This window comes from Polymorphum gilvum SL003B-26A1, assembly GCF_000192745.1.
Taxonomy (GTDB): Bacteria; Pseudomonadota; Alphaproteobacteria; order Rhizobiales; family Stappiaceae; genus Polymorphum; species Polymorphum gilvum.
Genome location: NC_015259.1, coordinates 3,730,739 through 3,749,117, shown reverse-complemented (window position 1 = coordinate 3,749,117; position 18,379 = coordinate 3,730,739). Strand labels below are relative to the sequence as shown.

The 18,379-nt window shown below is 67.8% G+C and carries 17 protein-coding genes and 1 riboswitch; of the genes, 9 read left to right on the top strand and 8 right to left on the bottom strand.

The window, feature by feature from the left end; translation table 11 throughout:
* Positions 1-122 precede the first annotated feature (122 nt).
* Positions 123-752: a DNA-3-methyladenine glycosylase I gene (locus SL003B_RS17495; protein WP_013654200.1), complete on the top strand. Its 630-nt coding sequence runs from the start codon at positions 123-125 to the stop codon at positions 750-752.
* 192 nt (positions 753-944) lie between these two features.
* Here the strand turns inward: SL003B_RS17495 and hisG are convergent, their stop codons facing one another.
* The 3 genes from hisG to hisS are packed head-to-tail and all read right to left on the bottom strand — an operon-like array spanning position 945 to position 4,611.
* A complete protein-coding gene (gene hisG / locus SL003B_RS17490) occupies positions 945-1,916 on the bottom strand; it encodes an ATP phosphoribosyltransferase (protein WP_013654199.1) in 972 nt (323 codons plus the stop codon).
* Positions 1,913-3,064, bottom strand: coding sequence for an ATP phosphoribosyltransferase regulatory subunit (locus SL003B_RS17485; RefSeq protein WP_013654198.1), 1,152 nt, complete (start codon positions 3,062-3,064; stop codon positions 1,913-1,915). The genes hisG and SL003B_RS17485 overlap by 4 nt, the downstream gene beginning before the upstream one ends.
* 5 nt (positions 3,065-3,069) lie before the next feature.
* Complete coding sequence (gene hisS, locus SL003B_RS17480; protein ID WP_041375620.1) at positions 3,070-4,611, bottom strand: histidine--tRNA ligase; 1,542 nt, start codon at positions 4,609-4,611, stop codon at positions 3,070-3,072.
* A gap of 183 nt (positions 4,612-4,794) precedes the next feature.
* On the opposite strand from hisS, the gene SL003B_RS22440 reads away from it, so the two are divergent.
* Positions 4,795-5,802 carry an alpha/beta hydrolase gene (locus SL003B_RS22440; protein WP_013654196.1) on the top strand — a complete coding sequence of 336 codons (1,008 nt, stop codon included), beginning with the start codon at positions 4,795-4,797 and terminating at the stop codon, positions 5,800-5,802.
* A 10-nt stretch (positions 5,803-5,812) separates the two neighbouring features.
* Here the strand turns inward: SL003B_RS22440 and SL003B_RS17470 are convergent, their stop codons facing one another.
* Positions 5,813-6,271 (bottom strand): group III truncated hemoglobin, encoded by a 459-nt coding sequence (locus SL003B_RS17470; RefSeq protein ID WP_013654195.1) that lies wholly within the window; start codon positions 6,269-6,271, stop codon positions 5,813-5,815.
* 263 nt (positions 6,272-6,534) lie between these two features.
* Here SL003B_RS17470 and SL003B_RS17465 point away from each other — a divergent pair, with 263 nt between their 5' ends.
* From SL003B_RS17465 to yciA, 5 genes are all read left to right on the top strand, one after another.
* Positions 6,535-7,671, top strand: coding sequence for a glycosyltransferase (locus SL003B_RS17465; protein ID WP_013654194.1), 1,137 nt, complete (start codon positions 6,535-6,537; stop codon positions 7,669-7,671).
* Between the two features lie 9 nt (positions 7,672-7,680).
* Positions 7,681-9,201 (top strand): glycosyltransferase family 39 protein, encoded by a 1,521-nt coding sequence (locus SL003B_RS17460; protein WP_013654193.1) that lies wholly within the window; start codon positions 7,681-7,683, stop codon positions 9,199-9,201.
* 227 nt (positions 9,202-9,428) lie between these two features.
* The gene (locus tag SL003B_RS17455) at positions 9,429-10,226 is read left to right on the top strand and encodes a ChbG/HpnK family deacetylase (RefSeq protein ID WP_013654192.1); all 798 of its coding nucleotides are present in this window, start codon (positions 9,429-9,431) and stop codon (positions 10,224-10,226) included.
* A 213-nt stretch (positions 10,227-10,439) separates the two neighbouring features.
* A complete protein-coding gene (locus SL003B_RS17450; protein WP_013654191.1) occupies positions 10,440-11,129 on the top strand; it encodes a Crp/Fnr family transcriptional regulator in 690 nt (229 codons plus the stop codon).
* A 111-nt stretch (positions 11,130-11,240) separates the two neighbouring features.
* Positions 11,241-11,657 carry an acyl-CoA thioester hydrolase YciA gene (gene yciA, locus SL003B_RS17445; RefSeq protein WP_013654190.1) on the top strand — a complete coding sequence of 139 codons (417 nt, stop codon included), beginning with the start codon at positions 11,241-11,243 and terminating at the stop codon, positions 11,655-11,657.
* Between the two features lie 7 nt (positions 11,658-11,664).
* On the opposite strand, the gene SL003B_RS17440 is transcribed toward yciA, so the two are convergent.
* Both SL003B_RS17440 and SL003B_RS17435 read right to left on the bottom strand, forming a co-directional pair.
* The gene (locus tag SL003B_RS17440) at positions 11,665-11,991 is read right to left on the bottom strand and encodes a hypothetical protein (RefSeq protein WP_013654189.1); all 327 of its coding nucleotides are present in this window, start codon (positions 11,989-11,991) and stop codon (positions 11,665-11,667) included.
* Between the two features lie 47 nt (positions 11,992-12,038).
* Positions 12,039-12,153, bottom strand: a riboswitch (SAM-I-IV-variant riboswitch).
* Positions 12,154-12,236: 83 nt separating this feature from the next.
* Complete coding sequence (locus SL003B_RS17435; protein ID WP_013654188.1) at positions 12,237-12,449, bottom strand: SlyX family protein; 213 nt, start codon at positions 12,447-12,449, stop codon at positions 12,237-12,239.
* Between the two features lie 179 nt (positions 12,450-12,628).
* On the opposite strand from SL003B_RS17435, the gene SL003B_RS17430 reads away from it, so the two are divergent.
* On the top strand, positions 12,629-14,116 hold the full coding sequence (locus tag SL003B_RS17430; RefSeq protein WP_013654187.1) for a coniferyl aldehyde dehydrogenase: 1,488 nt from the start codon (positions 12,629-12,631) through the stop codon (positions 14,114-14,116).
* Between the two features lie 229 nt (positions 14,117-14,345).
* Here SL003B_RS17430 and groL read toward each other — a convergent pair whose 3' ends face one another.
* Complete coding sequence (groL, locus tag SL003B_RS17425) at positions 14,346-15,986, bottom strand: chaperonin GroEL (RefSeq protein ID WP_013654186.1); 1,641 nt, start codon at positions 15,984-15,986, stop codon at positions 14,346-14,348.
* 53 nt (positions 15,987-16,039) lie between these two features.
* Complete coding sequence (gene groES, locus SL003B_RS17420; RefSeq protein ID WP_013654185.1) at positions 16,040-16,327, bottom strand: co-chaperone GroES; 288 nt, start codon at positions 16,325-16,327, stop codon at positions 16,040-16,042.
* A 319-nt stretch (positions 16,328-16,646) separates the two neighbouring features.
* Here groES and SL003B_RS17415 point away from each other — a divergent pair, with 319 nt between their 5' ends.
* A complete protein-coding gene (locus tag SL003B_RS17415) occupies positions 16,647-18,320 on the top strand; it encodes a VWA domain-containing protein (protein ID WP_041375619.1) in 1,674 nt (557 codons plus the stop codon).
* The last annotated feature ends 59 nt before the right edge of the window (positions 18,321-18,379 follow it).

The window sequence follows — 18,379 nt, the reverse complement described above, 5'->3', positions numbered from 1 at the left end:
GGTATCCCGGCTCAGGGGCAACGCGCGTTTCCATCGCTGGCCGCCCTTCCGGGCGGCCTTTGTGCTGGCGGCAAGCGATAATATCTGATAGGAACAAAAAGAGAACACTTTCAGGAGGTGGTATGGACGACGCCGGCTTGATCGAAGGCGCCGATGGCAGGCGGCGCTGCTGGTGGCACGGTGGCCTGGAGGACTATCAGGCCTATCACGATCTTGAATGGGGCAGGCCGGTCTCCGACGACCGGCGCCTGTTCGAGAAGATTTGCCTCGAGGGGTTCCAGTCCGGCTTGTCGTGGCTGACCATCCTGCGCAAGCGCGAGAATTTCAGGGCGGCCTTTGCCGGTTTCGACTTCGAACAGATCGCCCGTTTCGGTGATGCGGAGGTCGGGCGCTGCCTTGCCGATCCCGGCATCGTGCGCCATCGGGGCAAGATCGTCTCGACCATCAACAACGCGCGCCGCGCGTGCGATCTCGCGGACGAATTCGGATCGCTTGCCGCTTACTTCTGGCGGTTCGAGCCCGATACCGGAGAGCGTCCGGACCGCTTTGACCGTGCCACCTTGCGTGCGATGTCGACCTCGCCCACCAGCGTCGCCTTATCGAAGGACCTGAAGAAGCGCGGCTGGAGCTTCGTCGGGCCGACGACGGTCTATGCCTTCATGCAGGCCATGGGGCTGGTCAACGACCATCTGGACGGTTGCTGCGTGCGGCCGGTGGTGGAGGCGGAGCGCCAGGCCTTCCGCCGTCCGTGATCCGCGGTGGCGGTGGATGCGTAAAGATGCTGTCGCACCATCGTCAAAGGATGGTCGGCTCTTGCTCGGTTGACGCCGGCTGCCCCACAAAGGCCGGGGTCGTCCGTAACTTCACGGCCGCCCTAGACCCCGGGGCGGTCTTTTTTTGCCTCAGGTCGGCCAACCGAGCCTGCTGATGCCTGGCGGCCGGTGCTACCGGCCGTCCACCTTCGCCGCGAGGGGATCGAAAAGGGGATTCGTCCGGCGGAAGATGTAGTCGGGCGTCTCGACGCTCGCGGTCTCCGCGCCGTGGGCGATCAGCAGGGAGGCGCAATCCGGCACCGCGTCCTTCGGGCACAACAGGCACAGGGCGGCGCCCGCCGCTGGTGTCCCATAGGGCAGCTCAGCGCCGAGGCGGGCCGCTTCCGCGAAGGCTTTTGCCGGATCGGCGACCACGGCGCGCACGAGCCGCATGCCGCGGGCGGTTTCCTCCGCGGCGACCCGGTCCAGGATCGTGCGTGCCGCGGCAAGGGCCGTGACGCTCCAGTCGGCGCTGAGCGAGGCAACCAGGTGCGCCTGGCTTTTCAGGATCACGCCGTCGCGGAGCACCTTGAGATTGTTGGCTTCCAGCGTGGAGCCGGTGGTTGTGATGTCGACGATGAGTTCGGCCGAACCGGCTGCCGGAGCGCCTTCCGTGGCTCCGGCGCTCTCGACGATGCGATAGTCGGCAATGCCGTGGCGGGCAAAGAACGCCCGCGTCAGATGGACGTATTTCGTCGCCACCCGCAGGCGCCGGCCGTGCCGGTTGCGGAAATCGGAGGCGACGTCGCCGAGGTCGGCCATGGTCTCGACGTCGATCCAGGCCTTGGGCAGCGCGACGACCACATCCGCCGGGCCGAAGCCGAGAGGCGTGACGATGTGCACGGAGCGGTCCGGATCGGCGATCGTCTCGTGGACAAGGTCCAGACCGGTGATGCCGAAATGGACGCTGCCTTCAGCCAGTTCCCGCGCGATCTCCGACGCCGACAGGAAGGCAATCTCGACGTCGTCGAGGCCCTTGATCGTGCCGCGGTAGTCGCGAGAGCCGCCCGGCTGCTGGATCTTCAGGCCGGCACGTCCGAAGAAATCGTGGGTGTTCTCCTGCAGTCGTCCCTTGGACGGAATGGCGATGGTCAGCCTGGTCATACGTGTGTCCCCGAAAGGGCGCCTATGCGGTCGAGCCACATGGAGAAACCGACGGCCGGCACTTCGGTCTCCGCTCCCAGCAGCTTGACGAGCCGGTCGTAGCGGCCCCCGCCGACGATCTGTCCCGGGACCGGACTGCGCGCAGCGTGGATCTCGAACACGAAGCCGGTGTAGTAGTCCAGCCTGCGGCCGAAGCTCGCCTCGAACGTCATCCGGGCGGTTGCGATTCCCTGCGCTTCGATCGCCTCGAGCCGCCTGCGGAAGGCATCGATCGGACCCGTCAGGTCGATGCCGCTGGCGCGGACAAACCCGTCGAGATCCGCGAGGGCCGCATCCGGAGCGCCGCTGATCGACAGATAGCGCCGGAGAATGTCGGCCGCATCGCGATGGGCGCCGGACCCGCTCGCCAGCGCCGCCTGCTCGAGGAACCGCTCGGCGATCTCGCTCGCCGTGCGGCCGCCGACCGCCGAGATGCCGGCGATCGACAACAGGTCTTCGACCACCGCCTGCGCCGCGTCGGGATCGGCGCCTTCGAGTGCGGCAAGGAAGCCGAGGCGAACGCCGCGGCCGTCGTCCTCGCTGCCGCCTTCGCCGGCCATGCGGGCGACTGCCGCAGCCAGCTTGTCGGTCTCGCCGAACAGGTCCCGCAGGCGTCGCTGCCATGCGAGCGGCAGGTCTAAGCCGGACAGAATGGCGGTGAACAGCGTCTCGTCGCCGATCCGGATCGTCACGTCGCCGATGCCGAAATCGTCGAGCGCTGCGACGGCCAGGGCGAGGATGCCGGCATCCGCGGCTTCGTGGTCGCTTCTCCCGATGCTTTCCGCCCCGATCTGCGGGATCTCGCCGAGGGCGCCGGGGCGCTGGCGGAACACGGGTCCGGCATAGCAATAGGCGGCCTGCCTGCCGGCCGGGCCGGTTTCCAGGTGTTGCCGGCACACGGGAATGGTGAAGTCCGGCCGCAGGCACAGGTCCGGTCCGTCCGAGCCGTTCGTCAGGAACAGGCGGCGGCGTATGTCCTCGCCGGTCAGATCGAGGAAGATGTCGGCCGGCTGGAGAATCGGGGGGGCGACCCGCGTATAGCCGGCGTCCTCGAACCGCCTCAAGGCCGCTTCGGCGAGCACGAACGGCGGCGTCGCAATGTCTGCCATCGCTGCTATCCCTCGATCTGGCGCCGGCGGTCTTCCGCCTGGCTCTCGAGCAGCCTGCCCACCGCGTCGACCAGATCGGCTTCAGCGACAGTCACCTGCGCCGGACGGCTCTCGCGCCAGGTGACGTTGTCGGCGATCTCGCCGGCCAACCGCTTGCCCTCGATCAGGTCCTTGATCTGGACTTCGCCGGCGGCCCTCTCGTCCGATCCCTGGATGATTGCCAGCGGGCAGCCGCGCTTGTCGGCGTATTTCAGCTGGTTGCCGAACTTCTTCCAGTTGCCCTGATACATTTCCGCGCGAATGCCGGCCGCGCGCAGCGTCTGCGTCATCTGCTGGTAACGCGCCAGCGCCTCGCCGTCGCCGTCCATGACGGTGACGAGCACCGGCTCCAGCACCTCCTCCTGACCGAGCTTGCCGAGGTTCTTCAGCGCAGTCATCAGCCGCGACACGCCGATGGAGAAGCCGGTCGCCGGCACGTCGCGCCCCGTGAAGCGCTTGACCAGCCCGTCATAGCGACCGCCGCCGCCGACCGATCCGAACTGGACGACCTCGCCCTTCTCGTTGGTGACGTCGAACAGCAGTTCGGCCTCGTAGACGGGCCCCGTGTAATACTCGAGACCGCGCACGACCGATGGATCGATCGAGATCCGGTCGGACATGTAGCCGGACGCCTTGACCAGGTCGGAAATCAGCTTCAGCTCGGCGAAGCCTTCCTGGAAGTGCTGGTTGATGGCGAATTTCGACAGCGCGGCGGTCTTGAAGGTGAAGTCGTTGCTGTAGTCGATCAGGTCGTCGATGGCCGAGGCGTCGAGGATCTCCAGGATCGCCTCGATGGCCGTTTCCGAAAGTCCGGCGCCCTTGGTGAAGTCGCCGCTTTCGTCCTTGCGTCCTTCGCCGAGCAGCAGGCGCACGCCTTCGGAGCCGAACTTGTCGTGCTTGTCCATCGCGCGCAGGACGGTCAGCCGCCGTTCGCCGTTGTCGTCCCCGGCAAGGCCGATCGCCTCCAGGACGCCGTCGAGAACCTTGCGGTTGTTGACGCGGATGAGGTAGTCGCCGCGCTGGATGCCGAGGGCTTCCATCGTGTCGGCCATCATCATGCACATCTCGGCGTCGGCCTGGACGCCGGGCGCGCCGACCGTGTCGGCGTCGAACTGCATGAACTGGCGAAAGCGTCCCGGCCCCGGCTTCTCGTTGCGGAACACCCAGCCGGCGCGATAGCTGCGGAACGGCAACTGGATGTCGTTGATGTGCTCCGCGACGTGGCGGGCCAGCGGCGCGGTCAGGTCGTAGCGCAGGCTCATCCACTGTTCGTCGTCGTCCTGCACGGAAAACACGCCGGCGTTCGGCCGGTCGGTGTCGGGCAGGAACTTGCCGAGGCAGTCGGTGTATTCGAACATCGGCGTCTCGACCGGATCGAAGCCGTAGAGTTCATAGACGGCCCTGATCCTGGCGACCATTTCCTCCGTGGCCCGGATGTCGGACGCGCTGCGGTCGACGAAACCACGCGGCAGGCGGGCCTTGAGTTTCTGCGTCTTCGGGTTGGCCATGCGGATCACGGGTCTTGCGGTGGAAAGCCGGGCGGTCGAGCCTGCCGCGCTCCGGCAGGCGCCCGTTTCCTAGACGAAAGCCGTGGGCGGGGCAAGGCGGCAGCCGCGCCTTGATTGAGCCGCGACTTGGTTTAGGCTACGTGCCGAGGGAGATGCTCGAACGCGATCGCCGCACGAGGATCGATGATGCACGTGGACCTGACCGCCACGGGCTGGCGTACTGCCGCTGCCCGCGCCCTGCTTTATGCCTTCCTGTCCGCCGCTCCGTTCGCCGTCGGCTCCGCGCCCGCCTCGGCCGGCGGGCCGGACCCGACCGGCCCGGTCGCTATCGACGATACAGCCGAATACATGATTGCCAGCAAGGTGCTAGGGTCGCCGGTCCGCGTCGCGGTCTGGACGCCGAAAGGCGAGCCCCCGGTGGGCGGCTTTCCGGTCGTCTACAGCTTTGATGCGGACTTCAGCTTCACGCTCTTCGCTGGTCTCGCCGAGAACCTCGCGATGACGGGCCGCTCAGTCGGCAAGGCGCCGCCCGTGATCGTCGCCGTCGGCTATCCGGACCGCCGGCTCGACACCGACCGTCGCCTCCTGGACATGACCCCGCCGAGCGACCATCCCGCCGGCCGCTTCGACATGCCCGAGCGCCCGCACGGCAAGCCCTGGTCGCCGCTTGGTGGCGGCGATGTCTATCTGGACATGCTGGTGCAGGAGGTCAAACCGTTCGTTTCGGCCCGCTTTCCGGTCGATCCGGAGCGTGAGACCCTTTACGGCCATTCGCTCGGGGGGCTGATGACCCTGCATGCCCTGTTCACGCGGCCGGACAGTTTCGATGCCTATGTGGCGAGCAGCGCGTCGCTGTGGGTCAACAACGGCCAGATGCTGCGCGAGGCGACCGCCTTCTTCGACCGGGCGGGGGAGGCGTTGGCCGTCCCGATTCCCTTGCGCTTGACCGTGGGATCGCAGGAGGAGGACCTCACCCGGTGGGAGCGGCAGCAGCCCGGCGACTTGGTACGGCGCAGGGCCTGGGTTGCCGGCAACCGCATGGTCGGCCGCGCCCGCGACCTCGCCGAACTGATTGCCGAGCGCGGCGCCGGTCAGATCGATCTGACCTTCGAAGTCCTTGACGGAGAAGGGCATTTGTCCGCCCATCCGGTCTCCGTCTACCGCGCTCTCGTGTTCGCGATGGAGCGGTGACCGGCACCGGTCAGCGGCCGGCTCCGGCCTCGCCGAACAGGAAGTTCGGCGCCTTGTCGAAGGGAGTCGCGAGCATGGCCATCCAGAGGCTGGTGGCGATTTTCTCGGCCTGGCGGATGACGATCGCGGCCGCCTCCGGGTCGTCGAACACCTCGAGGGCGGTCGCGCGGAACAAGTCCAGCCAGATGCGGAAGTCGTCGGTGACGACTTCCTTCATCCGGAAGTGCGCCGGAACCGGCTTTCCCTTGTATTCTCCAGTCTTGAGAAGGACGGAGGCCCAAAAACCCTTCATCTTGTCAAGATGAGGCCCCCAATCGCCAGCAATTCTGGCCTCGAATACGGGGCCGAGGCGATCGTTAGTCCGGATGTGCTGGTAGAATGTCTCGACAAGATCCGAGATCTGCTTTCGGTCGATGGACGGATGGGCGGGTTCCCGCTGCACGGCGGGGCGCACCTCGATGGTCTGCATGGGCTTTCCGGCACTCGAATGACACGTACTGATAGCTTAATCATAGCCTAAAAGGCTCCGGAGAGTGTCCGGAAACCTGCCGGAGTCCTGTCGCGCGGCAACAGGTCTCACCCTGCACGCCGGGAAGGGGCGCACCCGGGCCCCGGCGACCGGTCAGACCGGCTTGCAAATGCGGGCATTTTGTCTATGGTCCCGGCCACTGCGATGCGGCCCGCGCACGGCCGCCGGCGGCGGGAACGCCGGGTGCCAGGAATGGACGTTTCATGATCTCGACCGACGCACAGGAGCGCGAGGAGGCGGTTGCCGCGCTGCAGGTGCCGGACCTGACCGTGGTGCTGCCGACCTACAACGAGCGCGGCAACGTCGCGCCGATGGTCGAGGCGCTGCGCACGGCCCTCGACGGCATCGCCTGGGAAGTCATCTTCGTCGACGACAACTCCCCGGACGGCACGGCGGCGGCGGCGCGCGACATCGCCCGCAAGGATCCGCGCGTGCGGGTGATCCGCAGGGTCGGCCGACGCGGCCTGTCGGGTGCCTGCGTCGAGGGCATGCTGGCGAGTTCCGCCCCCTTCGTCGCGGTGATGGACGCCGACCTGCAGCACGACGAGACCCTGCTGCCGAGAATGCTGGCGATCCTGAAGACGGGCGAGACCGACCTCGTCGTCGCCAGCCGCAAGGCCGAGGGCGGCGCGATGGGCGAGGGCCTGTCGACGCTGCGCACCTGGGGCTCCAACCTGGCCAACGGCCTGGCGCAGAAGCTGCTCAAGGTCTCGCTCAGCGACCCGATGAGCGGCTTCTTCATGTTGCGCCGGGCGGTCGCCGACGAGTTGGCGCCGAAACTGTCCTCCCAGGGCTTCAAGATCCTGCTCGACATCGTTGCCACTGGCGGCGGCAAGCTGCGCATCCGCGAGCTCCCCTTCGTCTTCCGCGAACGCAGGCACGGCGACAGCAAGCTCGATACGCTCGTCACGCTCGATTATCTGGGGTTGCTCGTGTCCAAGTATTTCGGCGACCTGGTGTCGGTGCGCTTCCTCATGTTCAGCCTGGTCGGCGCCAGCGGCGTGCTGGTGCATCTGCTTGCCCTGCGCGCCGCCCTGGTCGCGCTCGACCTCGAGTTCAACGTCGCGCAGACGCTGGCGACCTTCGTCGCCATGACGTCCAACTTCCTGCTCAACAACCGGCTGACCTATCGCGACCGCCGGCTAACCGGCTTCGGCATGCTGCGCGGCCTGCTGACCTTCTATGCCGTATGCAGCGTCGGCGTGCTCGCCAACGTCGGCGTCGCCAGCCTGATCTACGACCAGCAGCCGGTCTGGTGGCTGGCCGGGACGGCGGGTGCTGCGATGGGCGCGGTCTGGAACTATGCGGCCAGTTCCGTGCTGACCTGGCGCAAGGCCTGAGGCGACGCGGTGAAGACCCCCTCCGGCAGCGAGACGCTTCCCTCCTGGCTGCGGCCTTCGGCACTGGCCCTCTTCGTCGGCGTGCTGATCGTTTTCCGGCTGTGGACCGCCTCCAACGCCCATCTGGTCGAGGACGAGGCCTATTACCGGATCTGGGGCCTGTATCCGGCCTTCGGCTACTACGACCATCCGCCGATGATCGCCTGGTGGATCTGGGCGGGGCAGCAGATCGCCGGCGACACGGCGCTCGGTGTGCGGCTTGTCGGCGTCCTGTCGGCGGCTGTCGGCTCGCTGGTGTTGTGGCGTACAGCCGCGATCCTGTTTGGCCGGCACGTCGCCGGCCTGGCCGTGCTGTTCTTCAACGCCTCGATCCTGATCGGCGTCGGCGGCATCATCGCCACGCCGGACACGCCCTCGGTGTTCTTCTGGGGCCTGACCCTGTGGGCGCTGGCGGAACTTCATGTCTCTGGCCGGGCGGACTGGTGGCTGGCGGTCGGGGTATTCGCCGGCCTCGGCCTGGTGTCCAAGTATTCCGTGCTGTTCCTGGGTGCCGGCATCGTGCTCTGGCTCCTGTGGGTGCCCGAGGCCCGGCGCTGGTTTGCCAGCTGGCAGCTTTGGGCCGGCGGCGGCCTCGCGCTGCTGTGCTTCGCGCCGGTACTGGTCTGGAATCACGGACACGAATGGGCCTCCTTCTACAAGCAGTTCGGCCGCGCCGGGCGCGGCGACTGGACGACGAAATACGTCTTCGAGTTCCTCGGCGCGCTCGTCGGCCTGCTCAATCCGCTCGTCGCCGTGCTCGCCGGGTTCGGCGTCGCGCGCCTGAGCCGGCGCACGCTGGCGCGGGACGGGGCGGCGAGCCTCATCGTCCTGACGCTGGTGCCGTTCCTGGCCTACATGCTGTTCCATTCCCTGCACGCGCGGGTCCAGGCCAACTGGCCGGCGCCGCTGTTTCCCGCCCTGGCGCTGACGGCGGCGGTATTTGCCGCCGCGCCGGGCCGCCGCGAGCGCCTCTGGCAGCTTTGGTCGGCTGCGGCCGTCGGGCTCGGCGTGCTGGTTGCCGTCGTCGTCCAGGTCCATGCGGTCGATCCTCTGACCGGCCGCTTCGCCCGCAAGGATCCGACCTTCCAGCTGCGCGGCTGGCCGCAGGTGACGGCCGGGATCCGCGCGCTCGCCGACAGCCGCGGTGCCGCCTATCTCGCCACCACCGGCTACGGGCTCACCAGCCAGTTGTCCTTCGCCTTTGCGCAGGAGCTTCCCGTCGTCCAGCTCAACGAGCGCATCCGCTACGTCATGATGCCGCCGGTCGCAGCCGGCCTGTTCGACCGGCCCGGGCTCTATGTTGCCGAGGCGCGCCGGGACAATTCGGCCCGGCTTGCCGAGGTGTTCGACCACGTCGAGCGGGTTGCCACCCTTGCGCGCACCGTCAACGGCGTGTTCCTGGAAGACCTGGTCGTCTACGAGATCGCGCGGCCCAACCGCGATCCCCTGCGCTCCGTCTTCGAGGATCCCGGAAACGGAGGACTGGACTGACGGACCGACGGCGGCGCGGGGCGAGCCCTGCAGCCGGCACTCTGGGACCGAGTAGGCCCCGGGTCTCGCGATGCTCGCCCGAGGTGACCATCGGGACGGTGTGGCGGCGCGGTGCCCTGCGCTCTTTCCGTCGTTCTTTTTGGACAGACCGCAGCGATTGTGTTCCCGGCCGGTTTTGCCGTAGGGAAGAGGGGGGGCTTGAGCCCCGGACGGGGATTTGGGGCGCGATGAAGAGGATCACCCTGGCGGCGGTGGACTACGGTCTGGCCTTCGGCGTCGACCGGGCGGTGCGGTCGCTGCTCGCCGCCCGTCGGCTGAGCGCCGTTGGCTGTCTTGTCTGTACCGACCTGTGGAGCCGCGAATACCTGCCGCTGCGCGAACTCGCCGAGCAGGAGGCCGGCCATGCGCTGATCGGCCTGACCGTGGCCCTGAGCGGTCGGACGGGCGAACCGTGCAGCCTGCGCTGGCGCGACACCTTCGGCGCCAGCTTCCGCACACCGGGCTGGATCTCGCGCCGGGCGACGCTGCGGCTGTTGCCCGACGAGATCGTCCGCAGCGAGATCGTGGCGCAGATCCGGCTGTTCGCCGACTACTTCGGGCGTGCGCCCGATTTCGTCACCCTGCGCGACGGCCTGATGCGCCATCGGGTGATCGCCGGCCTGCTCATGAAGGCCGTGGCCGATTGCGGTCTGAAGAAGCCGCCGCTCCTCATCTTTCCCCTCGCCGAAGGCTGGCGAGCTCGCCGCTTCGCCCGGTTCGCGGCCAAGCACGGCCTGAAGACCCTGCCTTGTGGTCCGTTGTTGCCGGCGCTCGAAGACCGCGCCGCCCTGCAGCAGGCGTTGCGCGGCCATTTCGACGGCCTCGCCGACATGACCTTCGTCGCATGCATGCCGGCGGTGCCGGACGACCGGCTGCGCCGGATCGAGTCCCGACACCAGGTGGCGGTGCGCGCATGCCAGTTCGACGTCCTGATGAGCGACGAATTCTTTCGCACGCTCGACGAGAAGGACGTCTTTCTCTACTGAAGCGGCCCGCCCTGCCGCGGCCAACGAAAAAACGGCTCCTGCGGGGGGGAGCCGTTTTTCGGGAGGTCGGGAAACGGGTTGGGGGCGACCCGCTTCCATGGTTGTAGATATGGGCGTAGATTGCGAAATTGCACGTGATGTGGGTCACACTTCTGCGCTTGGCGCCCGGTCGCCGTGCGACGGGAGCGGCCAAGCGGCAGCGGGGGCAGGGCATTGGCGGATCTGAAGGGCTTTCTCGACAACAGCTTTTCCCTGGAGGGGCTGTCTCACGACCTGGCCGAAGGGCTGTCGAAACTGGCAAGACCGATGAGTGTCACCCCCGGCGCGATCCTGTTCGAGGCCGGTGATCCGGGCAACGGCTGCTACGCCATCCTCGACGGCTCGATGAAGGTGTCGATGCTGTCGGTCGACGGCGACGAGCAGCTGCTGGCGGTTCTCGGGCCGGGCAACGTGGTCGGCGAACTGGCGTTGCTCGACGGCCGGCCGCGCTCGGCGACGGTGACGGCGCTCAAGGCGTCGCGGCTGGCCTTCATCGACAAGAGCGCCTTCGAGCGGTTCGCCGACGAGAACCCGGGCCTCTACCGCCACATGCTGTCGATCGTCGGCAAGCGGCTGCGGCAGTCGAACGACATTCTCGCCGCGCGCTCCTTCCTGCCGCTGCCCGGCCGGGTGGCCCAGACGCTGCTGCAGCTGTCGGAGACCTTCGGCAAGACGCTCGACGGCGACCGGATCCTGATCCACTACAAGCTCAGCCAGTCCGACATCGCCAACATGGCGGGCGCCGCGCGCGAGAACGTCAGCCGCGTGCTCAACGACTGGAAGCGCTCGGGCACGATCAGCCGGATCTCCGGCTACTACTGCCTCGAGCAGCCGCGTGTGCTCGAACAGGCCGCCACCCTTTGATCATTCGCCCTTGACCGGCCACCTTGCCTGGCCGGCCTTGAGTGCCCGCCCTTGAGTGCCCGCCCTTGAGCGCCGCCCTTAACCGCCCGACGAACCGACGGAGCCAGCCCAGTGACGCATGCCACGCCCGAAGACACCAACCAGCCGAGCGGCGAGCTGACGCTGCGCACCATGGCGATGCCGGCCGACACCAACGCGGCCGGCGACATCTTCGGCGGCTGGGTGTTGTCGCAGATGGACCTTGCCGGCGGCATCGCGGCCAGCCAGCGGGCCAACGGTCGCGTCGTCACCATCGCCATCGACCGGATGAAGTTCATCCGTCCGGTCCATGTCGGCGACGTTCTGTGCGTCTATGCCCGCGTCGGCCGGATCGGGCGCACCTCCATGGAGATCAACCTGGAGGCCTGGGCGCTGCGCCACCGCTTCGGTCACCGCGAGAAGGTGACCGAGGCTATGTTCACTTTCGTCGCCGTCGACGAGGACGGCCGGCCGCGCCCGGTCCCGGCGACCTGCCCGACCCCGGCCTGACCGGCCGTCAGCGGCTGCGCAGCCGCTTGCGCGATCCGTTCCTCTCGAGCAGGTCGGCGAACAGGCGTTCGTCGATCGCGCGCGGGCAGCCGCTCGCCCACAGCGCCACGAGCGCGTCGAGACGGGCCCTGCGCTCGTCGGGCGAAAGCGGGGGCAGATGCGTCGGCAGGCCGCCGAAAAAGGGCATGGCGCTGAGCCGGGCCAGCACAAGCCGCTCGCGGTTCTGAGGGATCGAGGCGGCATCGTCGGCCGCAGCCGGTCCGATAAGGCCGATATCGGCGAGGGTGGCGTCGGCGAGGGCGCAGGCGTCGGCGATGGTCGGGTGGGCAGACATGAAAAATCCTCCGTCGGTTGCCCGAGGAGGACTGGCGCAGGACAGCTTCCGGACCGCTTGGTTGTCCTTGCGCGGCGCGCGCGGACCACATCCCTTGGCGGAGACCACCTTGCCCGGCCGGGCAGGTTGGCGAGGGCGCCAGCCCTTCTCTTGATGATGGTCGGCTTATGCCATGCGCTGAGCGCGCCGTCAATCGCGCCGCCGGCCTTGCCTGCCGCTGCCCGCGACGGCCGGCCGACCCGGCCTCAGTAGTGCGGCGGCTTGTCGATCCGGTGACCGGCCAAGCCGGTCTCGATCAGGTCCTCGACCCGATCCGTCATGTCGGCCAGCCTGCGCGTCAGCCGGTCGATCTGGCGTGCCTGCTCGACCACCACGGCGTTGATCTCGTCGATGGTGTAGACGGCATGGGCCAGGTCGATCTCCAGCTTTTCGACGCGGGCGTCCAGGTCGTTGCTCATCGGGGCCTCGGCGTTGTCGGGTCAAGGGGGGCGTCTCCTTCACTTGGCGGCGAACGGCGGCGGCGTCAAGGGCCGCGGCGCAGGCGGTTGCGGAACCGGTTGCCGGATGATGGCGGCCGCCTTACTCTGGCCCTCGACCGGTGCGCGGCCTCCGCGCGCGCCGTGCAGGAAGGGCGGCCATGACGGCGCAGGGCGAGGCCAGCGACCAGATAAGCGACCAGATAAGCAACCAGGCGAGCGACGGGGCGAGCGACGGGGCGAGCGGCGCGGGCAGCCTTGCCGCCCTGCTCGCGCGCCAGCGCTCGGCGTTTCTCGCCGACGGCCCGCCGCCGCTCGAGCGCCGCCGGGCCGCCCTGCGCGCGCTCAAGGCGGCGCTCGTCGCGCGGCGACGGCAATTCGAGGCGGCCGCGCGCGCCGACTTCGGCCACCGGCCGGCGCAGATAACGGCGATCATGGACCTCGCGCCGGTGGTGCAGGCGATCAAGTACCAGCATCGCCACCTGCGCCGCTGGATGCGGCCGGAGCGCCGCCGCGTGGCGCTGACCTTCCAGCCCGGCCGCGCGCACGTCATCCGCCAGCCGCTCGGCGTCGTCGGCATCCTGTCGCCCTGGAACTATCCGGTGTCGCTGGCGCTGGTGCCGCTGGCGACCGCGCTTGCCGCCGGCAACCGCGCTATGGTCAAGCCGTCCGAACTCACGCCGGCGACGACCGAGCTGCTGGCCGCCATGCTGGGCGAGATCTTCCCGCAGGAGCAGGTCGCCGTCGTCACCGGCGGAGCCGACGTCGGCGCCGCCTTCTCCGCCCTGCCGTTCGACCATCTGGTCTTCACCGGCAGCACCGCCGTCGGCCGCAAGGTGATGCGCGCGGCCGCCGACACGCTCGTGCCGCTGACGCTGGAACTGGGCGGCAAGTCGCCGGTCATCGTCGAGCCCGGCCATCCGGTCGAGCGGGCGGCGGCGGACATCGCCTTCGGCAAGACCGCCAACGCCGGGCAGACCTGCATCGCGCCCGACTACGTGCTGGTACACGCGGCGGATCTCGACCGCTTCGTCGCCGCCTATGTCGCGGCGGTCCGGCACTATCATCCGGGCGGGACGGCGGATCCCGCCTACACCTCGATGATCACGGCGCGCCATGCCGAGCGGCAGCGGGCGCTGCTCGACGACGCCCGGGAAAAGGGCGCGCGCGTGATCGAGATCGAGGCCGAGCCGCCTCCGCAGCAGCCGCTGCCGAATGCCGTGGCGCCGGCCGTGCTGCTTGACGTGACGGACGAGATGACGGTCATGCAGGAGGAGATCTTCGGCCCGCTCCTGCCGGTCCTTGCCTACCGGAGCCTCGACGAGGCGATCGCCTTCGTGAACGCGCGGCCGCGCCCGCTAGCGCTGTATTTCTTCGGGGTCGGCCGCGCCAACCGGGACAAGGTCCTCGCCGGCACCACCAGCGGCAACGTCACCGTCAACGATGTGCTGCTGCACTACGCCCAGGACGACCTGCCGTTCGGCGGCGTCGGCCAAAGCGGCATGGGGGCCTATCACGGCGTCGAGGGCTTCCGCGCGCTGAGCCACGCCAAGGGCGTGTTCGAACAGGCGCGCTGGAACACCGGCGGCCTGATCCGCCCGCCGTTCGGCCGGATCGCCAGCTGGATCGCCGCCTACCTGATGCGCTGACGCCTCGGTCCTGATCCCGGGCAAGCAAAAAGGGCGGCCCGCAAGCCGCCCTTTCCGTATTCTAAAGCGTTTGGCCTTCCTGGAAGTCCATGCCGCCCCCGAACCCGCCCTGGCGGGTTCAGCATTCTCGCTGATGGGCGGCTTTATGGACTTCTTAGAAGTCCATGCCGCCCCCGAACCCGTCCTGGCGGGTTCAGCATTCTCGCTGATGGGCGGCTTTATGGACTTCTTAGAAGTCCATGCCGCCCATGCCGCCCATGCCGCCGGCCGGCATCGCCGGTGCTTCCTTCTTCGGCAGCTCGGCAACCATGGCGCCAGTGGTGATCAGCAGGCCGGCCACCGAGGCGGCGTCCTGCAGGGCCGTGCGCACGACCTTGGTCGGGTCGATGATGCCGGCCTGGATCATGTTGACGTAGGTCTCGGACTGGGCGTCGAAGCCGAACGACGGATCGTTGTTCTCCTGGATCTTGCCGACCACGATCGAGCCTTCCACGCCGGCGTTCTCGACGATCTGGCGGATCGGGGACTCAAGGGCGCGCAGGACGATCTTGATGCCGGCCTGGATGTCGGCGTTGTCGGAGGTCAGCTTCTCGACCGCCGACTTGGCGCGCAGCAACGCGGTGCCGCCACCCGGGACGATGCCTTCTTCCACGGCCGCGCGGGTCGCGTTCAGGGCGTCGTCGACGCGGTCCTTCTTTTCCTTCACCTCGATTTCGGTCGCGCCGCCGACGCGGATGACGGCCACGCCGCCCGCCAGCTTGGCCAGACGCTCCTGCAGCTTCTCGCGGTCGTAGTCCGAGGTGGTCTCCTCGATCTGCGCCTTGATCTGCGCGACGCGGCCCTGGATGTCCTCCTTGGCGCCGGCGCCGTCGACGATGGTGGTGTTCTCCTTGGAGATGGACACCTTCTCGGCCTTGCCGAGCATGTCGAGGGTGACGTTCTCGAGCTTGATGCCGAGATCTTCGGAGATCACCGTGCCGCCGGTCAGGATGGCGATGTCTTCCAGCATGGCCTTGCGGCGGTCGCCGAAGCCCGGAGCCTTGACGGCGGCGATCTTCAGGCCGCCACGCAGCTTGTTGACGACGAGCGTGGCGAGTGCCTCGCCTTCGACGTCTTCAGCGACGATCAGCAGCGGCCGGCCGGACTGCACGACGGATTCCAGGATCGGCAGCATGGCCTGCAGGTTGGACAGCTTCTTCTCGTGCAGGAGGATGTAGGGCTTCTCCAGCTCGGCGAGCATCTTCTCGGCGTTGGTCACGAAGTAGGGCGACAGGTAGCCGCGGTCGAACTGCATGCCCTCGACGACCTCGAGTTCGGTCTCGAGCGACTTGGCTTCCTCGACGGTGATCACGCCCTCGTTGCCGACCTTCTGCATCGCCTCGGCGATGTCCTTGCCGACCTGGGTGTCGCCGTTGGCCGAAATGGTGCCGACCTGGGCCACTTCTTCCGAGGTGGTGATGGTCTTGGAGTTGGCGACCAGGTACTTGACGGCCTCGGCGGCGGCGAGGTCGATGCCGCGCTTCAGGTCCATCGGGTTCATGCCGGCGGCAACCGCCTTGGCACCTTCCTTGACGATCGACTGGGCGAGAACGGTCGCGGTCGTGGTGCCGTCACCGGCGACGTCGTTGGTCTTCGACGCCACTTCGCGCACCATCTGGGCGCCCATGTTCTCGAACTTGTCTTCCAGCTCGATTTCCTTGGCGACCGACACGCCGTCCTTGGTGATGCGCGGAGCGCCGAAGGCCTTGTCGAGAACGACATTACGGCCCTTCGGGCCGAGGGTGACCTTCACGGCGTTGGCCAGAATGTCGACGCCGCGGAGCATCTTCTCGCGGGCGTCGGTGCCGAACTTTACGTCCTTAGCTGCCATGGTTTCGTCTCACTTGTCTGGATTGGAACTTGAAGGATCGGGTCGGACGCGGATTAGGCGATTACGCCCATGATGTCGGATTCCTTCATGATCAGCAGGTCTTCACCGTTGATCTTGACCTCGGTGCCGGACCACTTGCCGAACAGGACGCGGTCGCCGGCCTTGACGTCGAGGGCGATCAGGTCGCCGTTCTCCTTGCGGGCACCGGGGCCGACGGCGACGACTTCGCCTTCCTGCGGCTTTTCCTTGGCGGTGTCCGGGATGATGATGCCGCCGGCGGTCTTCTCTTCGGAATTCACGCGGCGGACAACGACACGGTCGTGCAGCGGACGAAATGTCATCTTGGCTCTTTCCTCTCATGCGGCGTGCCCCCATCCGAAGGCAGCACGCAATCCACAAAGTTGATGGCTCGAGAGATCGCGGGGGAGATCCCGCGTCCTGTTAGCACTCCCCTCAAGCGAGTGCTAACGCGCGAAGGATTTATGATCACCCTCTGGCGATGTCAATGGCGCGGATCGAGAAAATTCCTGCCGGCCGGAGTCCCGGTCCCGGTGCCGGCCGCTGCCCGGTCCCTTGCATCGCATTCGAGCAGCCTTGTAGCCAAACTTTAACGGTTTCCTAAATCGGCTGGAAAACCGGATCGGGTAGAAAGACCCCGAAATGGGGACTCTGGCCGTGAAGATCTTCCGCTTTCTCTCCGACAGGCGCGGCAACATCGCGATCGCCTTCGGCTCTTTCGCCTTCCTGCTGACCGCGGGCAGTGGCGTCGGCATCGACATGTCGCGCGTGGTGACGGAAAAGAGCCGCCTGCAGTCGGCGGCGGACGCCACCGCGCTGGCTGCAAACTACAAATCCGGCACATACACGGCGGAGCAGATCCGCCAGCATGCCGAGGCCTATTTCGACGGCCTCTATACGGCGCCCGAGCGCGGCAGCGTGTCGCGCAACGTGACCGTCGGCGACGGCACGATCAGCGTCGAGGCTGGCGTCACCATGCCGACCTTCTTCGCGCCGCTGCTCGGCGTCGAAGAGATCAGTTTCGCCGTGATGGCCGAATCCAAGGTCGGCACCGCCTCGTTCGACGTGGTGCTGGTGCTCGACAATTCCGGCTCGATGGCCGGGTCGCGCATGACGACGCTCAAGCAGGCCGCCTCCGATCTGATCCGAACGCTGATGTCGATCAACGAGATTAGCACGGAGGACGACCGGGTCATGGTCGGCCTAGTGCCGTTCACCGCCTTCGTCAACATCGGCGCCGACAAGGCGACGCAGCCCTGGATGGACCGCGAAGGCCGCTCGCCCGTGCACTGGACCAATTTCCAGACCGGCAGCGACGGCACGCCGGTCCCGTCCCTGTTCTCGTCGTCCGCCCTTGTCAACGGCCGGCCGAGCCGCTTCTCGCTCTACCAGCAACTCGGCGGCACGGACTGGCTCGGCTGCGTCGAGGCCCGGCCGATGCCCTATGACGTGACCGACGACGCGGCCGATCCGGACGTACCGGCGAGCCTGTACGTTCCCGCCTTCGCCCCCGACGAGCCCGACAGCTCCCCGGACAACCGCGACGGCTACCGTTATTCGAATAACTGGCTGGCCGATAACGCGGGCGCCTGCTCCCTGACCGCCAAGCAGGCGGCCCAGGTCAATATCTACGACCAGGGCGACAGCCCGATCCACGGCAGCCTCGCCACGCGCGAGGTCGCCCAGGGGCGCCTCTGCAAGTACCGCAACCAGCCCAAGTCCTACGGCACCTCGTCGTCGCAGGGACCGAACTTCCTGTGCAAGACCCAGCCGATCACCGATCTGACCAACGACAAGCAGGCCCTGCTTGATGCCGTCGCCGCCATGCGCGCGGACGGCTACACCAACATCCACCAAGGCGTCGTCTGGGGCTGGCGCGTGCTGACGCCGCAGGAACCTTTCTCGCGCGGGCGCTCGCCCGACCAGAAGCGGGAAAAGGACCACCGCAGGATCATGATCGTCATGACCGACGGCGCCAACACCTACCAGGACAAGTCGTCGAGCCACAACCGCACCGAATACAACGCCTACGGCTACGGCACCGAACAGCGGCTCGGCAGCGGCATCGACACGGCCGGGGAGATCGCCGCCAAGATGGACGAGCGGACGGCGCTCGCCTGCCGCAACGCCGCGACCTACGAGGCGACGCAGGTCTACACCATCGCGTTCCAGGTCGGCGACTACGCGACCCGCAAGCTGCTGCGCGACTGCGCGTCGTCGCCGGAGATGGCCTTCGACGCCGGCTCCAACAGCGAACTGGTCACCGCCTTCGAGCGGATCGGCAAGGAAATCAGCAGGCTGCGGCTGGCGCGTTGAGGCGGGCCGCAGGTCGGTCAGGCGTACCGGCCAGGCGCAACGGCGCCCGGGCAGGGGTC